16 protein-coding genes are annotated in these 14,766 nt (G+C 40.0%); 14 read left to right on the plus strand and 2 right to left on the minus strand.

Annotation, left to right across the window (positions count from 1 at the left end; translation table 11 throughout):
• Window positions 1-18: 18 nt before the first annotated feature.
• A complete protein-coding gene (locus RCG19_RS21740) occupies window positions 19-693 on the minus strand; it encodes a DUF421 domain-containing protein (RefSeq protein WP_308108876.1) in 675 nt (224 codons plus the stop codon).
• Between the two features lie 198 nt (window positions 694-891).
• Here RCG19_RS21740 and RCG19_RS21745 point away from each other — a divergent pair, with 198 nt between their 5' ends.
• The 6 genes from RCG19_RS21745 to RCG19_RS21770 all read left to right on the plus strand — a co-directional run bounded on the left by RCG19_RS21745 (window position 892) and on the right by RCG19_RS21770 (window position 7,332).
• Window positions 892-1,404: a DUF3231 family protein gene (locus tag RCG19_RS21745; protein WP_166242880.1), complete on the plus strand. Its 513-nt coding sequence runs from the start codon at window positions 892-894 to the stop codon at window positions 1,402-1,404.
• Window positions 1,405-1,700: 296 nt separating this feature from the next.
• Complete coding sequence (locus RCG19_RS21750; protein ID WP_308108877.1) at window positions 1,701-3,056, plus strand: amino acid permease; 1,356 nt, start codon at window positions 1,701-1,703, stop codon at window positions 3,054-3,056.
• Between the two features lie 86 nt (window positions 3,057-3,142).
• A complete protein-coding gene (locus RCG19_RS21755) occupies window positions 3,143-4,183 on the plus strand; it encodes a DUF3231 family protein (RefSeq protein ID WP_308108878.1) in 1,041 nt (346 codons plus the stop codon).
• Between the two features lie 59 nt (window positions 4,184-4,242).
• Window positions 4,243-5,187, plus strand: a complete 945-nt coding sequence (gene uvsE / locus RCG19_RS21760; protein ID WP_308111048.1) for a UV DNA damage repair endonuclease UvsE — start codon at window positions 4,243-4,245, stop codon at window positions 5,185-5,187.
• A 28-nt stretch (window positions 5,188-5,215) separates the two neighbouring features.
• Window positions 5,216-6,181 carry a UV DNA damage repair endonuclease UvsE gene (uvsE, locus tag RCG19_RS21765; RefSeq protein WP_308108879.1) on the plus strand — a complete coding sequence of 322 codons (966 nt, stop codon included), beginning with the start codon at window positions 5,216-5,218 and terminating at the stop codon, window positions 6,179-6,181.
• A 104-nt stretch (window positions 6,182-6,285) separates the two neighbouring features.
• Window positions 6,286-7,332 (plus strand): DUF3231 family protein, encoded by a 1,047-nt coding sequence (locus RCG19_RS21770; RefSeq protein ID WP_308108880.1) that lies wholly within the window; start codon window positions 6,286-6,288, stop codon window positions 7,330-7,332.
• A gap of 78 nt (window positions 7,333-7,410) precedes the next feature.
• On the opposite strand, the gene RCG19_RS21775 is transcribed toward RCG19_RS21770, so the two are convergent.
• Window positions 7,411-7,839 carry a YugN family protein gene (locus RCG19_RS21775; protein ID WP_308108881.1) on the minus strand — a complete coding sequence of 143 codons (429 nt, stop codon included), beginning with the start codon at window positions 7,837-7,839 and terminating at the stop codon, window positions 7,411-7,413.
• Window positions 7,840-7,997: 158 nt separating this feature from the next.
• On the opposite strand from RCG19_RS21775, the gene RCG19_RS21780 reads away from it, so the two are divergent.
• The 8 genes from RCG19_RS21780 (at window position 7,998) to RCG19_RS21815 (ending at window position 14,754) form a co-directional block, all read left to right on the plus strand.
• On the plus strand, window positions 7,998-8,168 hold the full coding sequence (locus tag RCG19_RS21780; RefSeq protein ID WP_308108882.1) for a hypothetical protein: 171 nt from the start codon (window positions 7,998-8,000) through the stop codon (window positions 8,166-8,168).
• A 67-nt stretch (window positions 8,169-8,235) separates the two neighbouring features.
• Complete coding sequence (locus RCG19_RS21785; RefSeq protein ID WP_308108883.1) at window positions 8,236-8,481, plus strand: transcriptional regulator SplA domain-containing protein; 246 nt, start codon at window positions 8,236-8,238, stop codon at window positions 8,479-8,481.
• 15 nt (window positions 8,482-8,496) lie between these two features.
• Entirely contained in the window at window positions 8,497-9,525 is a 1,029-nt protein-coding gene (splB, locus tag RCG19_RS21790) for a spore photoproduct lyase (protein WP_308108884.1), read from the plus strand.
• 185 nt (window positions 9,526-9,710) lie between these two features.
• Window positions 9,711-10,442 carry a TerC family protein gene (locus tag RCG19_RS21795; protein WP_308108885.1) on the plus strand — a complete coding sequence of 244 codons (732 nt, stop codon included), beginning with the start codon at window positions 9,711-9,713 and terminating at the stop codon, window positions 10,440-10,442.
• Window positions 10,443-10,600: 158 nt separating this feature from the next.
• Window positions 10,601-11,710 (plus strand): sugar diacid recognition domain-containing protein, encoded by a 1,110-nt coding sequence (locus tag RCG19_RS21800; RefSeq protein ID WP_308108886.1) that lies wholly within the window; start codon window positions 10,601-10,603, stop codon window positions 11,708-11,710.
• Between the two features lie 119 nt (window positions 11,711-11,829).
• Complete coding sequence (locus tag RCG19_RS21805; RefSeq protein WP_166242860.1) at window positions 11,830-13,104, plus strand: GntP family permease; 1,275 nt, start codon at window positions 11,830-11,832, stop codon at window positions 13,102-13,104.
• A gap of 40 nt (window positions 13,105-13,144) precedes the next feature.
• Complete coding sequence (locus RCG19_RS21810; protein WP_308108887.1) at window positions 13,145-14,278, plus strand: glycerate kinase; 1,134 nt, start codon at window positions 13,145-13,147, stop codon at window positions 14,276-14,278.
• 185 nt (window positions 14,279-14,463) lie between these two features.
• The gene (locus RCG19_RS21815) at window positions 14,464-14,754 is read left to right on the plus strand and encodes a hypothetical protein (RefSeq protein WP_308108888.1); all 291 of its coding nucleotides are present in this window, start codon (window positions 14,464-14,466) and stop codon (window positions 14,752-14,754) included.
• The last annotated feature ends 12 nt before the right edge of the window (window positions 14,755-14,766 follow it).

Consider the following 14,766-nt stretch of genomic DNA (forward strand, 5'->3'; position numbering starts at 1 on the left):
AAGGTTTTTTTGATACTGTTAATATTTTTGAAAATAAAGATTCTTCCCAACCTGCCATTCAGCGTAACAGATTTCCTTCGTATGTTTTACCCCATGAGATTCCAATTCCATATGAAGCCATGCCTCATTTAAACCGGCAAGTTTTAAATTTTCCACTATAACCTTTCCGTCACTTATCACCGTATACGGAATGACATTGTTTTCTTTTTGTATGTTTAGATCTTTATTTAGTGGATAATCAACCTCCACTTTTCTTAACACGCTAAGAGATCCATTGTTTTCAAAAATGGCATACTCTACATCCTCCATGGAAAAAATATCTCGTGAACGCAATAACTGCATCAATTGATCTATATCTAAACGATTCCTTTTTAATTCATTCCAATCAATTTGCCCTTTATTAATCAACATTGTAGGTCTGCCTTCGAGAAAATTTCGAAGGGGGCGAAATTTTTGGGTTACAATCCCAGTGATAAAAATAAGGGCTCCCCAAACAAAAACAGCAAAAAGGATCTTTAGGAGCCCCGTTTTTTCATCAAAGATGGCACTGCCAACCAGTTCTCCCAATACCAATGATGAAATAAAGTCAAAAGGGGTAATCTGACTAATTTGTGTTTTTCCTAAGCTTTTAACGGTAATAAAAAGGGCTATAAAACCAATGATCAACTCAACGAATACAACCAAATAACTCATGTATTTCCTCCACTAACTTCCATTAAATTTAGTTATAGACAATGGGATAATTTCTAAACATTCTACATAACATAAGTTCAAAATAATAGTAAAAAAAGGTTGTCATGATTAACAGGATTATAGGACAAAATACATTTGTGCTCTAGGAAAGGTGGCACTGTTATGAATAAATTCACCTATACACTAAGGAGGGCAACAATGGGAATTTTAAGCGGAAATCCTAAGGAAGAGCCTTTGCATTATGGTGAGGTTTTTGATCTTTGGGCCTCATTATTAGCGGGCAATGGAATGATTGCAGGTTATCAAACCATGGGTAACCATGCGGGAGACGATGACTTAAAAAAGTTATTAGCAGAAGCTGTAGAATTATGCCAGCATGAAAAGAAACAAGTGGAAGAATTATTGAAGGAGAATGGGGTCGGTTTACCTCCAGCTGCACCAGAACCGCCGCAAGCATGTTTGGAGGATATCCCGGTGGGGGCTAGAATTCCTGACCCGGCTATCGCAGCAACACTGTCTGCTGATATCGCAGCAGGATTAGTCGCATTTAGTGCAGTGATGGGGAAATCAATCAGGGAAGATGTAGCGATGATGTATGGCCAATTCCATATGCAAAAAGCAGCCCTTGGTTTAAAGGTCCTTCGTTTAAATAAGGAAAAAGGCTGGTTGGTTCCACCGCCATTGCATCTTAACAAACAAGGTGATTGTTAGATTACAAAAAGGATGAACTTTATGTTCGTCCTTTTTGTAATCTAAACTAATTAAGAATTTAAATCATGTAGACGGGGCTTTGTTCATTTGGCATTTTGGATATATTGATGTTGTAATTGAGCAGGAAAAAGTTTTGCCCTAACCAGTATTATTTAGTGTTATTCTTCCACCTTTTGTCTATTTTTTCATGGAATCCAACTCTCTGTTGGTGCTCATAATATGGAAGGAATGATGGAAAGGGAGAGTACATGCTGAAAAGTATATCTTTCAGGATTACTACATAGGAGGAGTTTCACATGGATTTTTTTATCCCGAAGGCTGGCGGGAAGAGCAAGGGTGGTGAGGAAGGAAATTTAAGTTGGTGGCAGTTATCCTTAATCGGGATCGGCTGTACGATTGGAACAGGTTTTTTTCTTGGTTCGACAATTGGGATAGAAGTAACCGGTCCGTCTGTTGTCTTTTCTTTTATATTGGCTGCTTTGGGGACGTACGTTGTCTATAATCTATTAGCTAAAATGACGGCTGAGGATCCTCAAGATGGTTCATTCTGCTACTATGCAAACAAAGCCTATGGACGTTGGGCTGGATTTAGCTGCGGTTGGAATTATTGGTGCTCCAATATCCTGATTATGGGTAGTCAGCTGACGGCACTTTCCATTCTGTCAAGATTTTGGTTTCCGAATGTTCCTCTCTGGCTTTTTGCCACGGGGTATGCCATTCTATCTATTTTAGTGGTTATTACGGGAAATAAAGGGTTTGATAAAGTAGAAAACGTATTAGCGATCATTAAAACAGCTGCCATCGTTATGTTTATTATTATGGCAGGAGCTGCCGTATTTGGATGGATCCATGGTGATGTGAAACACCCCGGTTTTCCCCATTCAACAAAAGAATTATTCCCAGGGGGCTACAAAGGGTTTTGGTCCTCCTTAATCTATGCCTTTTATGCATATGGTGGAATTGAAGTCATTGGACTTATGGCTATGAGATTAAAAAAGAAAGAGGATGCGCCTAAAGCTGGTATTATCATGTTGATTGTCTTAGTCATCATATATGTGATTTCAATCGGACTTGCCGTCTACATGGCTGCACATGGGGCATTTACGGAAAAGGAAAGCCCCTTTGTTACCGCATTGGATAACTATCATTTTGCTTTTTTTCCACACGTATTTAATGCTGCCATCATATTAGCCGGGTTTTCAACTATGACCGCTTCCTTGTTTGGGGTAACGACACTTCTTGTGACTCTTGCAGAAGGTGGTGATGCCCCGTCCTTGTTTTCTAAAAAATTAAAAAAGTTTAAAGAACTCCCACTTCCATCCTTAAGCCTAGCGACCATTGGATTAATTGCCTCCATTGTCACCGCCTTGTTGCTGCCAGGAAAGATCTATGAGTACATTACGACCGCAGCAGGCATATTAATTCTTTTCAATTGGTCCTTTATTATTATTTCTGCTCTGCATATATTGGAAATTAAACTAGGCGGAAAATTGTTAGCATTTTTAGGATTAGCCCTTATTCTTGCTGCTGTTAGCGGAACATTAATGGAAAAAAATATTCGCATGGGTCTATTTGTTAGTTTATTAGTAGCTGTGATTATTGGACTCATTGCAGTGATCATGCAAAAAAAGATCTGGGAGAAGGAAAACTGAGAGGGAAAGATGCGACCAATATTGATGGATATAAGAATATTCGATTGGAAAACATAGTCTTAATTATGAGAAAAGGGGGATCACTTATGGATATAATCAATCCAATGGATATAATGAAGCCCATTCATTTAAGTACGAAAGAATTAGATGAGTCTCTACCGTTAACATCTGTTGAAATGGCTAAACTTTGGGCTACATACGTGGGAAACAGTATGTCCAGTCAGATACTAAGTTATTATCTTCAACATTGCGAGGATCCCTATATTCGGACGTTGTTGGAAAATGGTTTAGCCTTATCACAGGACTTCAACAAGAGGATTGAAGGATTTTTTCAGAAAGATGATTTCCCGATACCAATAGGTTTTACGAAAGAGGATGTCAATCTTGGTGCCCCGCGTTTATATGAAGATGCTTTCTATGTGCATTATTTAAAATATGCGGCGAAGGCCGGACTAAGTCTTTACGCTGTGGCGGTTCCATTAGGCATGCGGGAAGATCTTAGGGAATTTTTTGTTTATTGCAATCAATGCACGTCCCTCTTTTTAGGGCAAATTAATAATGTTTTATTTGAAAAGAAATTAATCGCAAAACCACCGATGATCCCTACACCGAATGGAAGCGACTTTATTCAAAAGCAAAATTATTTAAATGGGTTTGTAGGAGATGTCAGACCATTACATGCATTAGAAATTACCCACCTGTATGATAACATTGAGAACAATGCAACAAGTAAGGCGTTATTATTAGGATTTTACCAGACTGTGAAAGATGAAAAGATTAAAGCCTTGTTTAAACGGGGGTTGGACATGACGGATAAATCGGTAAAGCAGTACATGGAAAAACTTCACACCGAAAACTTGCAAACTCCGTCATATATTGACCATTTAGTTACCCCGTCCACCTATCCACCTTTTTCGGATAAAATCATGTTATTTCATAAAGTGGACATGTTCTCAATGAAGATTAGATCGTTTGGAAACTCATTGGCGGTTAACGGTAGAAGAGACTTAGCCATGTTATACGGAAGAACTCTTGTAAACATTGGCTTATTCGTTGATGATGGGGCAAATATTTTAATTGAAAAAGGGTGGATGGAATCACCGCCAAAAGCATTTGACAGAACTTAATAGGAACATTTCATTCTCTTTATCGTTAGTAATGAAAACCATTTCTAAGGGGACCAATGATGAGAATTCGTTTTGGCTATGTGGCGAATGCACTAGGTTTATGGGATGCTAGTCCATCAAAAGCGTTAACCTTTGCTCGGTATTCGGCCCTTCCTAAACACGAGCGAATGGAAAAGCTCAAAGCAGTAACGAGCAAAAATTTACAGCATACAAAAAGAATCTTGCACTATAATATCGCACACGAAATCAAATTATATCGATTTTCTAGCTCACTAGTTCCCTTAGCTACCCATCCAGAAGTCATGTGGGATTTTGTTACTCCTTTCAAAACAGAATGGGAGGAACTGGGACAATTGATCCAACAATTTCAACTCCGCCCAAGCTTTCATCCGAATCAATTTACACTGTTCACAAGTCCTCGCGCGGAAGTGACGATGAATGCTGTAAAGGATATGGAATTCCACTATAAAATGCTTGAAGCAATGAATGCACTAGAAAGAGGGATTATCAATATACATATCGGCGGTGCTTACGGTGACAAGGAAACTTCATTAGCCCGTTTTCATCAAAATCTAAAACAATTACCCCATGAGGTAAAGAAGCAGATGACGCTGGAAAATGATGATAAAACCTATGATGTCAAAGAAACCTTGAATACTTGTGAAAAAGAAAAGGTCCCCATGATTCTTGATTATCACCACTATATGGCGAATCAAGGGGAAATTGACCTTACGCTTTTTTTACAACGGATCTTTAACACATGGAATACGATACCAAAGGTTCATATTTCTTCACCAAAATCAGATCAAGCCTATCGTTCCCATGCCGATTTTGTCTCATTTGAATTCATCCACCCTTTTTTAAAAATGGCAAAGGAGCTTAATCAAGACTTTGACATTATGATTGAAGCGAAGAAGAAGAACCTGGCGATGTTGCAGCTTATTGATGACATAGCCTCCATCCGGGGAGTCAAACGTCTATCCGGCGGTGAGGTGGAATGGTGACGAAAAGGCAAAGGATTGAGGTAAATAAATGACCCTCGTACGTTTAGGATATGTAGCTATGAGCATGGAATTAAAAAACGCTTCACCCTCGCAAACGATGACCTTTACCCAATTCCAGAAAATTGATGATCGCGCAGCAGCGATTCGGAAACTGGAACGGATTTCGCAGTCAAATTTACACCATACACTTAGAATTTTAAAGCATAATGCTGCGTCCGAGATTCATTTCTATCGGTTAACTTCACGTCTTATTCCACTAGCCAACCATGAGGAACTCCTTGATTGGAATTATGTAAAGCCATTGCAGAATCAACTGCGTGAGGTTGGCGATTTTGCCAAAGAACATGACATACGAATCGATTTCCATCCTGATCACTTTGTTCTTATCAATTCTATGAAGAAAGATGTTTTAAAAAACTCAATTCAAACGTTGAAAATGCATTATTTATTATTAAAGGGAATGGGGATTGATCCCACCAACCGTTGTGTGATGCATGTGGGGGGCAATTATAAAGAAACCGAAACGTCACTTGAACGATTTATCGATAATTGGATGGTTGTGCCCAGGTCGATTCAAAAAATGATCATGCTAGAAAATGATGATACGTCGTTCACCCTTGAAGATACACTTTACTTGTGTGAAAAATTGGATATTCCGCTTGTGTTCGATTATCATCATCACTTGGCACATCATCGAAATGACCATTGGGAAGACCATTGGGCTCGTGTCGTCCAAACATGGAGGAATGCATCCCTTCCATTAAAAATGCATATCTCCAGTCCAAAAAGCCAACAGACTTTCCGCCACCATGCAGATTTTGTGGACATGGAAATGTTTTTTCAATTTCTAAAAGAAATCAAGGGCAGCCTCCCGCAGATTGATTGCATGATTGAGGCCAAGAGAAAAGACGAAGCCCTGTTTCAACTAATGGAAGAGATTAAAACGAGGGATGATGTAGACATCATTGATGGCTCGTCTTTTTATTTGAAATAATATAAAGAAGATGTTCCTCCAAAATACAGCGTTTATTTTTTTTGAAATATAATGTCCCACTTCAGTGTAAACTAAAGAAAAATGATGGTGAAGGGGCATATGCGATGAAATCAATTAAACCGATTAAGATTCATTCGAGAATAACTTCTCCTACTAATGAATTGTTGACATCGGCCGAAATGGGGAAACTTTGGGCCACTTATATGGGGAATACCATGGGAGAAAAGGTCCTTACCTATTACCTAAAACATGTGGAAGATGAAGAAATAAAAAAAGTGCTTGAAAATGCTTTGCGTCTATGTGACACCATTTTGGAAAAGATAATGGTTATCTTTCAGAAAACCAACTTTCCCATTCCAGTTGGTTTTTCCAAAGAAGATGTAAACTTAGGTGCACCGAGGTTATTTTCTGATGAATTCTATCTTCATTATTTAAAATATACAGGGAAAGCAGGGATGAGTATTTATTCCATTGCGATTCCTTTAATGGTTCGAGATGATATTAGAGAATTTTTTATCGAAACCCTTGATGCCACGATCAAATTGATAACAGAGGTTAACTTGGTACTGGAGTCAAAAGGGTTCTTAGTAAAGCCTCCCGTTATTCCCGTTCCTCAAAAGACTGATTTTGTTAAAAAACAAAATTATTTAAATGGCTTTTTAGGGAATGTTCGCCCTCTCCATGCACTGGAGATAGCCCATCTATATGATAATATTGAAAATAATGTAACTAGTAAAGCATTACTGGTAGGTTTTTCTCAAGTGGCCAAAGGAGATCAGGTGCAAAAGTTTCTTATAAGAGGGAAGGAACTTACAAACAAACATATTGATGCCTGTTCAGAAAAATTACATAATGACAACTTACCTTCACCAACCTTTTTAGATCATTTGGTCAGCACCAGTACATTTGCCCCATTTTCAGACAAATTGATGCTTTGGCATAAAATTGATATGTTTTCAATGAAAATAAGATCATACGGAAATGCTGCATCATTAAATGGAAGGCGCGATTTAGGTGCAATGTATGCTCGGTTCTTAGTGGATATTTCTCATTATGTTGAGGATGGGGCTAACATTATGATTGCCCAAGGCTGGATGGAGGAACCACCAGAGGCAGTTGATCGTGATAAATTGACGAAACACAGTAAATAAAGGGAGTTAGGGATGGAAATAAACATTGAAAAGCACCTATCACTAGGTGCTTTTCAATGTTTACTTCCCAATAGGTCCCTAGGAAACTAATAATCCATTGATCGAACTGTACACTTGGTGGATCGCTTCTTTACCAGCTTTCTCCCATCTGCTTTTATCATAAATGTAGCCGTCTTTATCCAGTGGTGCTTGAAATTGATCAAGTCCAGTCGTAGCAGTCATGAAGGAATTTTCATCATGATCTAATCCAATATTCACGACATGCTTGATAACAAAAGGAGTTCCAAACTCAACCAAGGTATTAGAATGATCTAGTGCCCCATCTACGACATAAATAGGGACTCTTAGATAAATAGACTCTCCACCGTCACGGTATAATAATGCGTCGAATTTACCTTGGTCATACTCAAAATTACTGCAAAAACTACACCCTAAAGAATGTAATATTTCACGAACTGCTCCAAAATATGCTCTTTTCCCTTCAATTTCCGTTTGTAATTGTATCATTTTTTCTTCACTCCTGTAATTAAGGTCATTACCTATTCTTAACCAGGAAATGAATAAAATACCTTCATATCAATAAGAAATTGGAAATTGTAAATTTTTATTATTCTCGAATAAGAACTGGAATGTAACGAATCCTAATCCATATAGGAGGTGTTTTAATGTCAACTCAGAAACGTGCAAATGGTGAGAAAAATAGAGGGTCATCAGGCAACCAACCGGGTTCTGGCTCGAAGTACCATGAGGAGCATGCAGGAAAGGTGACAGGCTACGGACAGCCAGATCCTAATGCGGAGGGGCTTACAAATTTGTCTGACAAGCCTTCTTCATAAGAAAAGATATTACGCCCATTAGCGGCGTTTTTTTCGTTAAACTACTATTGAATGGACGGTGCTGGTTGTGGAAATTACTCAGAATGATCACTCTTACAATCCGGGTGACATTGTCTACGTTTTTTATCGTAATCCTCATACACAGGATGTAGCGAATGTACAGGCTGCTGCAGTTGTCAATCATCCGGATCATCCTAATGAATTGGCTATTTTTCTCTACGAAACCTATTACCCATTAACGAATGATATGGCAGTCTACCAGAATGAGGCTGATGCTTTGCAGGTATATGAACAGTATTTTGGAAATGTATAGAATGGGGATCATCATATGAACAAACCATTTATGCCGCAGCTTGTTTACTTTGAACCAGCCGCATTAGAGTATCCGCTAGGGAAGGAACTGAAAGAAAAATTTGAAAAAATGGATGTGGAAATTCGTTATACCACCTCACATAATCAGGTACGGAACCTTCCTGGCGATACAGATTTTCAAAGGTACAGAATTGCTAAATCAACGTTAGTAGTGGGTATAAGAAAAACCCTTAAGTTTGATACATCAAAGCCTTCCGCGGAATATGCGATTCCGTTTGCGACGGGCTGTATGGGGCATTGTCATTATTGTTATTTACAAACAACGATGGGATCAAAGCCCTATATTCGTACATACGTCAATGTGGAGGAGATTTTAGAGGCTGCCGACAAGTATATGGAAGAAAGAGCACCTGAAATGACTCGATTTGAGGCATCCTGTACATCCGATATTGTCGGACTTGATCATCTAACCCATACGTTGAAAAGGGCAATTGAACATTTCGGGAAATCAGAGTTAGGGAAGCTCCGTTTTGTTACCAAGTTTCATTATGTGGATCACCTACTCGATGCCAAGCATAATGGAAAAACAAGATTTCGCTTTAGCGTTAATGCCGATTATGTGATAAAAAATTTCGAACCTGGTACCTCGCCACTAGCAAAACGTATTGAAGCAGCAGGAAAAGTTGCAAGAGCCGGTTATCCGCTAGGGTTCATTGTTGCCCCAATTTACCTCCATGAAGGCTGGGAGGAAGGCTACTATCATTTATTTGAACGGCTCAATGAAGAATTACCTCAGGATGCTCGCGATGATATCACTTTTGAATTTATTCAACATCGGTTTACGAAACCAGCTAAGCGGGTAATTGAAAAGAATTATCCGATGACGAAACTAGAATTGGATGAAACTGCCCGGAGATATAAATGGGGAAAATACGGAATAGGGAAGTATATTTATCAAAAAGAGGAAGAAGAAGATATTAAGAGCCATCTTTATTCCTATATGGAAAAATTTTTCCCTCATGCAAAATTGGAATACTTTACATGAAAATGATAGCAACTCTATAAGAGAACACACGATTTTTCACTTGAAAAATGGTGTGTTTTTTATTTTTCACACTCTTCAGGGTTCATATATTTGTGAGTCTCACATACATTTAGACTATATCGGTACAGGCTCTATAATTGTATAGGTACTAACTAATGGCTTTGAATTGAAAGGGGAAAAAGTAGATGGAGCTCTCACAACAAATCATAAATAGTTATAGTACATTTTTTTCGCTGGAAACACTTGAAAATGTCGTAACAAATCCAGCCAGCTGGGGAGTTATTGGTACCCTTATTATTCTTGAGGGATTGTTATCTGCCGATAACGCCCTTGTCCTGGCTGTTATGGTCAAACATTTGCCAACAGAGCAACGAAAGAAAGCTCTATTCTATGGGATTTTTGGCGCCTATTTTTTCCGCATTGTGGCCATTGGTTTAGGGGTTTCACTCATAAACATTCCTTGGATTAAAATTGTCTGTGGACATTATCTTTTGTGGATCGTCTTTCAAAACTTTTTTCAAAAAAAGGATGAAGACGAGGATGTTCAAAATAAGAGAATGGGATTCTGGCGAACGGTATTAACCGTGGAACTAATGGACATCGCCTTTAGCTTTGATAGCGTGATTGCGGCATTTGGCGTCTCTAATCAGGTATGGGTTTTATTCATTGGAGGCGTGCTGGGCATCTTAATGATGCGCGGTGTTGCCCAATTATTCTTGACCTTGATTGAAAAAGTACCTGAATTTGAAACCACCGCGTTTTTACTAATTGGCGTGATTGGTGTAAAAATGATCATCGCAGCTTTCGGGTTCCATATGGATGAAGTGGTATTATTCAGTATTTTAATCGCAGTGTTTATGGGAACATTCATCGTTCACCTATTCAGGAAGAATTCGGGGAATGAACCAACCGTATGAGCGTTTTTCCAATCTTATCACTACTTTACTTATTAAGGTGAAATCATTTTGATTTCATCTTTTTCTAGTAAGATTCGAATGGAGTCTATCAAATGGGAATGGATGTTATAATGAGGAAGTAGTTGTTTATAAATGAGAACGGAAGCAAGGAGGATGTGATGAAATTTTTAGATCAGACCTTGGCCCAGGAAATCGTTAATAGAACAATGAAGATCATAAATCGAAATATAAATGTGATGAATGATAAGGGGGTCATTATTGGCTCCGGTGACAAAACCCGGATTGATTCTATTCATGAAGGGGCAATAAGGGTTATTGAGAATCAATCTGGATTTGAAATCGAGAGTAGCGAAGCGGAAAAACTCCACGGTGTTAAGGCTGGGATCAATCTTCCCATTAAGTTTCATGATCAAATCGTGGGAGTAATTGGAATTACTGGCGTTCCTGAAGAGATTCGAAGCTATGGGGAGCTCGTAAAAATGGCAGCGGAAATGATTTTACAGCAAGCGGTCTTACTCGATGAAATGCAGTGGGATGAAAGGTTGAAGGAGGAACTCATCAGCCAGCTGTTGCATGACCCTGAAAATCTCGATGCTCATTATTTTGAAAGAGTGAAACGATTGGGGATTGATTTAGACATTCCTCGGATAGCCATCATTGTGACAGTAGAAGACCGGCCCGCCATTTTCAAAGCTATCCGCGATCGGCTTCAGAAGGAAGACTTATATATAATGCAGCCTGATTATCTTGTTTTACTTAAAAAAGTAAATGAGAAGAATTCAGCGAATATCCAAAGGGAATTGGAACATGTAGTTGGGTTTTTGGAAACAAAAGAAGGTGGACGCAGTAAAATTAGTGTTGGCAGCTATCATCCAACACTGAAGGGATTAGCCGATTCTTATCAAGAAGCCATCTTGACTTCCGCCGTCGGACGTAGGCTTGATCCACAGAAAATGATTTATTTTTTTGAAGAATATAAAATTCCTGTCTTTCTTGCTAAGGCAAATAAACTGGGCATGGGCGGGGAGTTAGCCGACTATTACCACCAATTAAAAAAGGTTGATAAAAAAGGGGAATTGGTAGAAACTCTCCTCGCATATGTCGAGGAAAATGGTGACATCCATACGATTACAGGAAAATTATTTATCCACCGGAACACCCTCAGATATCGTTTGGACCGGATTATGGATGTAACAGGTAAAGATCCGCGGAAAGTAAAGGATTTGCTAGAGCTTTATTTGTCAGTCATAATAGATCAAATCATGTAATTGTGCATTTGCACAAAAGACCTGCACTATCTGGGTCTTTTTTTTGATCGCTTGGCTAATGAAACCGCTTTAGGTAACGCTTACAATGGACATACAGACGAGATAAGGAGGAAATCATCATGGATGCTCATATTCAAGTAAGCGCTTTAGGTGCCATTTGTGCACTTGTCATTGCCATAATTTTAATTTTGAAAAAGGTGTCTCCTGCCTACGGGATGATTGCCGGAGCATTGATCGGCGGACTCATTGGCGGAGTTGATATCACTAACACGGTAACGTTAATGATGGAAGGGGCGAAAGGCATCATTCCGGCCGTGCTTCGGATTCTTGCAGCGGGTATACTCGCCGGGGTCCTGATTGAATCGGGTGCTGCTGCCGTTATCGCTGAAACGATTGTAAAAAAACTTGGTGAAACGAGAGCACTTCTTGCTTTAGCGGTCGCGACGATGATTTTAACGGCGGTCGGAGTTTTTATCGATGTTGCTGTTATCACAGTATCGCCAATTGCACTTGCCATTGCCCGAAGAGCCGGAATTTCTAAAACGGCGATCTTGTTCGCCATGATAGGCGGCGGTAAAGCAGGGAATATCATATCACCAAATCCTAATGCCATTGCGGCATCTGATGCTTTTAAAGTTCCACTTACCTCTATTATGGCTGCCGGAATTATTCCTGCCCTTTTCGGACTTGTGGTAACGTATCTCATTGCAAAAAAACTTATTAATAAAGGTTCCAGTATAAAAGATTTTGAAGTGCAGACACATAATGGCGGAAAGCTACCATTATTTCTCCCAGCCATTGTTGCCCCACTAGTGACAATCATTTTATTAGCCTTAAGGCCCTTATTTGATATTAGCATTGACCCCATGATTGCCCTTCCAGTTGGCGGGATTGTCGGGGCATTGGTAATGGGTCGAGGTAGAAAAGTGAATGAGTATGCTGTTTCAGGCCTTGGCAAAATGTCAGGCGTAGCCATCATGCTACTTGGAACAGGTACACTCGCAGGGATTATTGCGAATTCAGGATTGAAAGACTTATTGATTGAAGGGTTAAATGTACTCGGTCTTCCTGGATACGTCCTTGCACCGGTATCAGGTATTTTCATGTCGGCTGCAACGGCTTCAACCACTGCCGGTACAGCTGTAGCGAGTCAGGTATTTAGCGGGACTATTCTAGGTATGGGTGTGTCGGCTATCGCTGGTGCAGCAATGATTCATGCAGGGGCAACTGTTTTAGACCATCTGCCACACGGAAGCTTTTTCCATGCAACTGGTGGAAGTGTCAATATGGATATCAAAGAACGCTTAAAAGTCATTCCATACGAGACACTCGTTGGTTTAACGATGGCCATCCTTTCAACATTGATTTATGGTGTGTTTCACTTTTTTGGATAGTTCATCCGTGCAATATTGACATAGATAGGAGAGAAATAGGATGAAAATTGTTATTGCACCTGATTCATTTAAGGAGAGTTTGTCTGCCCTTGAAGTCGCTGATGCTATTGAAAAAGGCTTTAAGCGTCAAATCCCTGATGCGGATTTTGTGAAAATTCCGATGGCTGATGGCGGCGAAGGGACGGTTCAGGCCCTGGTGGATGCCACGGGTGGGGAAATTATTTATAAAAAGGTAACGGGTCCTCTTGGTGAACCTGTAGATGCCTTTTTCGGAGTTCTTGGTAATAAGACAACTGCTGTCATTGAAATGGCTGCCGCTTCAGGCCTGCATCTTGTCCCTGTGGAAAAACGAAACCCATTGATTACCTCGACACGTGGGACAGGGGAATTAATTGCTGCAGCTCTTGATTTAGGCGTTACTCACATTATTATTGGAATCGGTGGAAGCGCAACAAATGATGGCGGAGCGGGGATGGCGAAAGCCCTTGGGGTTCGTTTCCTCGATCTTGCTGGGCATGAAATTGGGGAAGGTGGCGAGTCACTTGGTGATGTAGCTTCTATCAATCTTGCTAATGTGGATCCCCGCTTACAGAATATAAAAATGGACGTGGCCTGTGATGTCGATAACCCGCTAACAGGTGTAAGAGGGGCTTCCGCTATTTTTGGACCGCAAAAAGGGGCAACACCGGAAATGGTCGAGCAATTGGACCTAAATCTTGCCCATTTTGCTGCTATTATTGAACAAGACCTTGGGAAAAAGATAAACGATGTATCTGGTGCCGGTGCTGCCGGCGGTCTTGGTGGCGGTTTACTTGCATTTTTACCTGCAGAGCTAAAGCGTGGCGTTGAAATTGTCATTGAGGCAACAGGACTTTCCCACCTAGTGCAGGATGCTGATTTGGTGATTACCGGGGAAGGTAAAATTGATGGCCAAACGATCTTTGGAAAAACACCGATTGGGGTAGCCAAAACAGCAAAAAGGTATGGTGTTCCTGTTGTGGCACTTGCGGGAAATATGGCTGATGACTCCACTGTTGTCCACGACTATGGAATCGATGCCGTTTTTAGTATCGTACCGGGAGTTGTTTTACTAGAAGATGCCTTTAAGAATGCTGCGGTATATGTAGAACGGACTGCTGCTAATATTGCTGCGGTTTGGAAGATGCAACGATAATGTAGGAGACCTGACCAAGTGTTTGACACTTGGGGCAGGTCTTTTGTTTTTTGAAAAGCTGTCAGAGGGTTAAACCAAGAAACGATACACAATGCATGATATTTTTTCTGGCCCAATCAAAGGAAATTAGAAAAATTCATAGAATACAATTATGTGACAAATTTTTCAGGTTCGGAGGAACATCGTTGCAGCAGCTTATCTATTTTGTTGAAGATTTATTCATGCTTGTACTTTTTGTCGGAATTGGACTAATTTTTGGTATAATTGGTTGGAGAACGAATCAGTATGCCAAGATGTACGGGGGATTGGGACATTTTACCGGGGCTATCATTAGCTTTAGTTTAAGTTACCTAGTAAGCCTTGAAGATAGCAGTAAGGGAATTGCGATCATGATTCTTTACCCACTACTTGCGGGCATCGGCTGGTTACTTGGACTGTTGGTGGGCAAAAGAAAGGATAGGCGTAAAAAGGAATAGGCAATGGTTAGG

Source organism: Neobacillus sp. OS1-2 (assembly GCF_030915505.1).
Taxonomy (GTDB): Bacteria; Bacillota; Bacilli; order Bacillales; family Cytobacillaceae; genus Neobacillus.

What these genes read in the sequence shown, in the direction of transcription:
- RCG19_RS21740 (WP_308108876.1), bottom strand. Translation starts at nt 693, where the DNA reads ATGAGTTATTTGGTTGTATTCGTTGAGTTGATCATTGGTTTTATAGCC.
- RCG19_RS21745 (WP_166242880.1), top strand. Translation starts at nt 892, where the DNA reads ATGGGAATTTTAAGCGGAAATCCTAAGGAAGAGCCTTTGCATTATGGT.
- RCG19_RS21750 (WP_308108877.1), top strand. Translation starts at nt 1,701, where the DNA reads ATGGATTTTTTTATCCCGAAGGCTGGCGGGAAGAGCAAGGGTGGTGAG.
- RCG19_RS21755 (WP_308108878.1), top strand. Translation starts at nt 3,143, where the DNA reads ATGGATATAATCAATCCAATGGATATAATGAAGCCCATTCATTTAAGT.
- uvsE (WP_308111048.1), top strand. Translation starts at nt 4,243, where the DNA reads ATGAGAATTCGTTTTGGCTATGTGGCGAATGCACTAGGTTTATGGGAT.
- uvsE (WP_308108879.1), top strand. Translation starts at nt 5,216, where the DNA reads ATGACCCTCGTACGTTTAGGATATGTAGCTATGAGCATGGAATTAAAA.
- RCG19_RS21770 (WP_308108880.1), top strand. Translation starts at nt 6,286, where the DNA reads ATGAAATCAATTAAACCGATTAAGATTCATTCGAGAATAACTTCTCCT.
- RCG19_RS21775 (WP_308108881.1), bottom strand. Translation starts at nt 7,839, where the DNA reads ATGATACAATTACAAACGGAAATTGAAGGGAAAAGAGCATATTTTGGA.
- RCG19_RS21780 (WP_308108882.1), top strand. Translation starts at nt 7,998, where the DNA reads ATGTCAACTCAGAAACGTGCAAATGGTGAGAAAAATAGAGGGTCATCA.
- splB (WP_308108884.1), top strand. Translation starts at nt 8,497, where the DNA reads ATGAACAAACCATTTATGCCGCAGCTTGTTTACTTTGAACCAGCCGCA.
- RCG19_RS21795 (WP_308108885.1), top strand. Translation starts at nt 9,711, where the DNA reads ATGGAGCTCTCACAACAAATCATAAATAGTTATAGTACATTTTTTTCG.
- RCG19_RS21800 (WP_308108886.1), top strand. Translation starts at nt 10,601, where the DNA reads ATGAAATTTTTAGATCAGACCTTGGCCCAGGAAATCGTTAATAGAACA.
- RCG19_RS21805 (WP_166242860.1), top strand. Translation starts at nt 11,830, where the DNA reads ATGGATGCTCATATTCAAGTAAGCGCTTTAGGTGCCATTTGTGCACTT.
- RCG19_RS21810 (WP_308108887.1), top strand. Translation starts at nt 13,145, where the DNA reads ATGAAAATTGTTATTGCACCTGATTCATTTAAGGAGAGTTTGTCTGCC.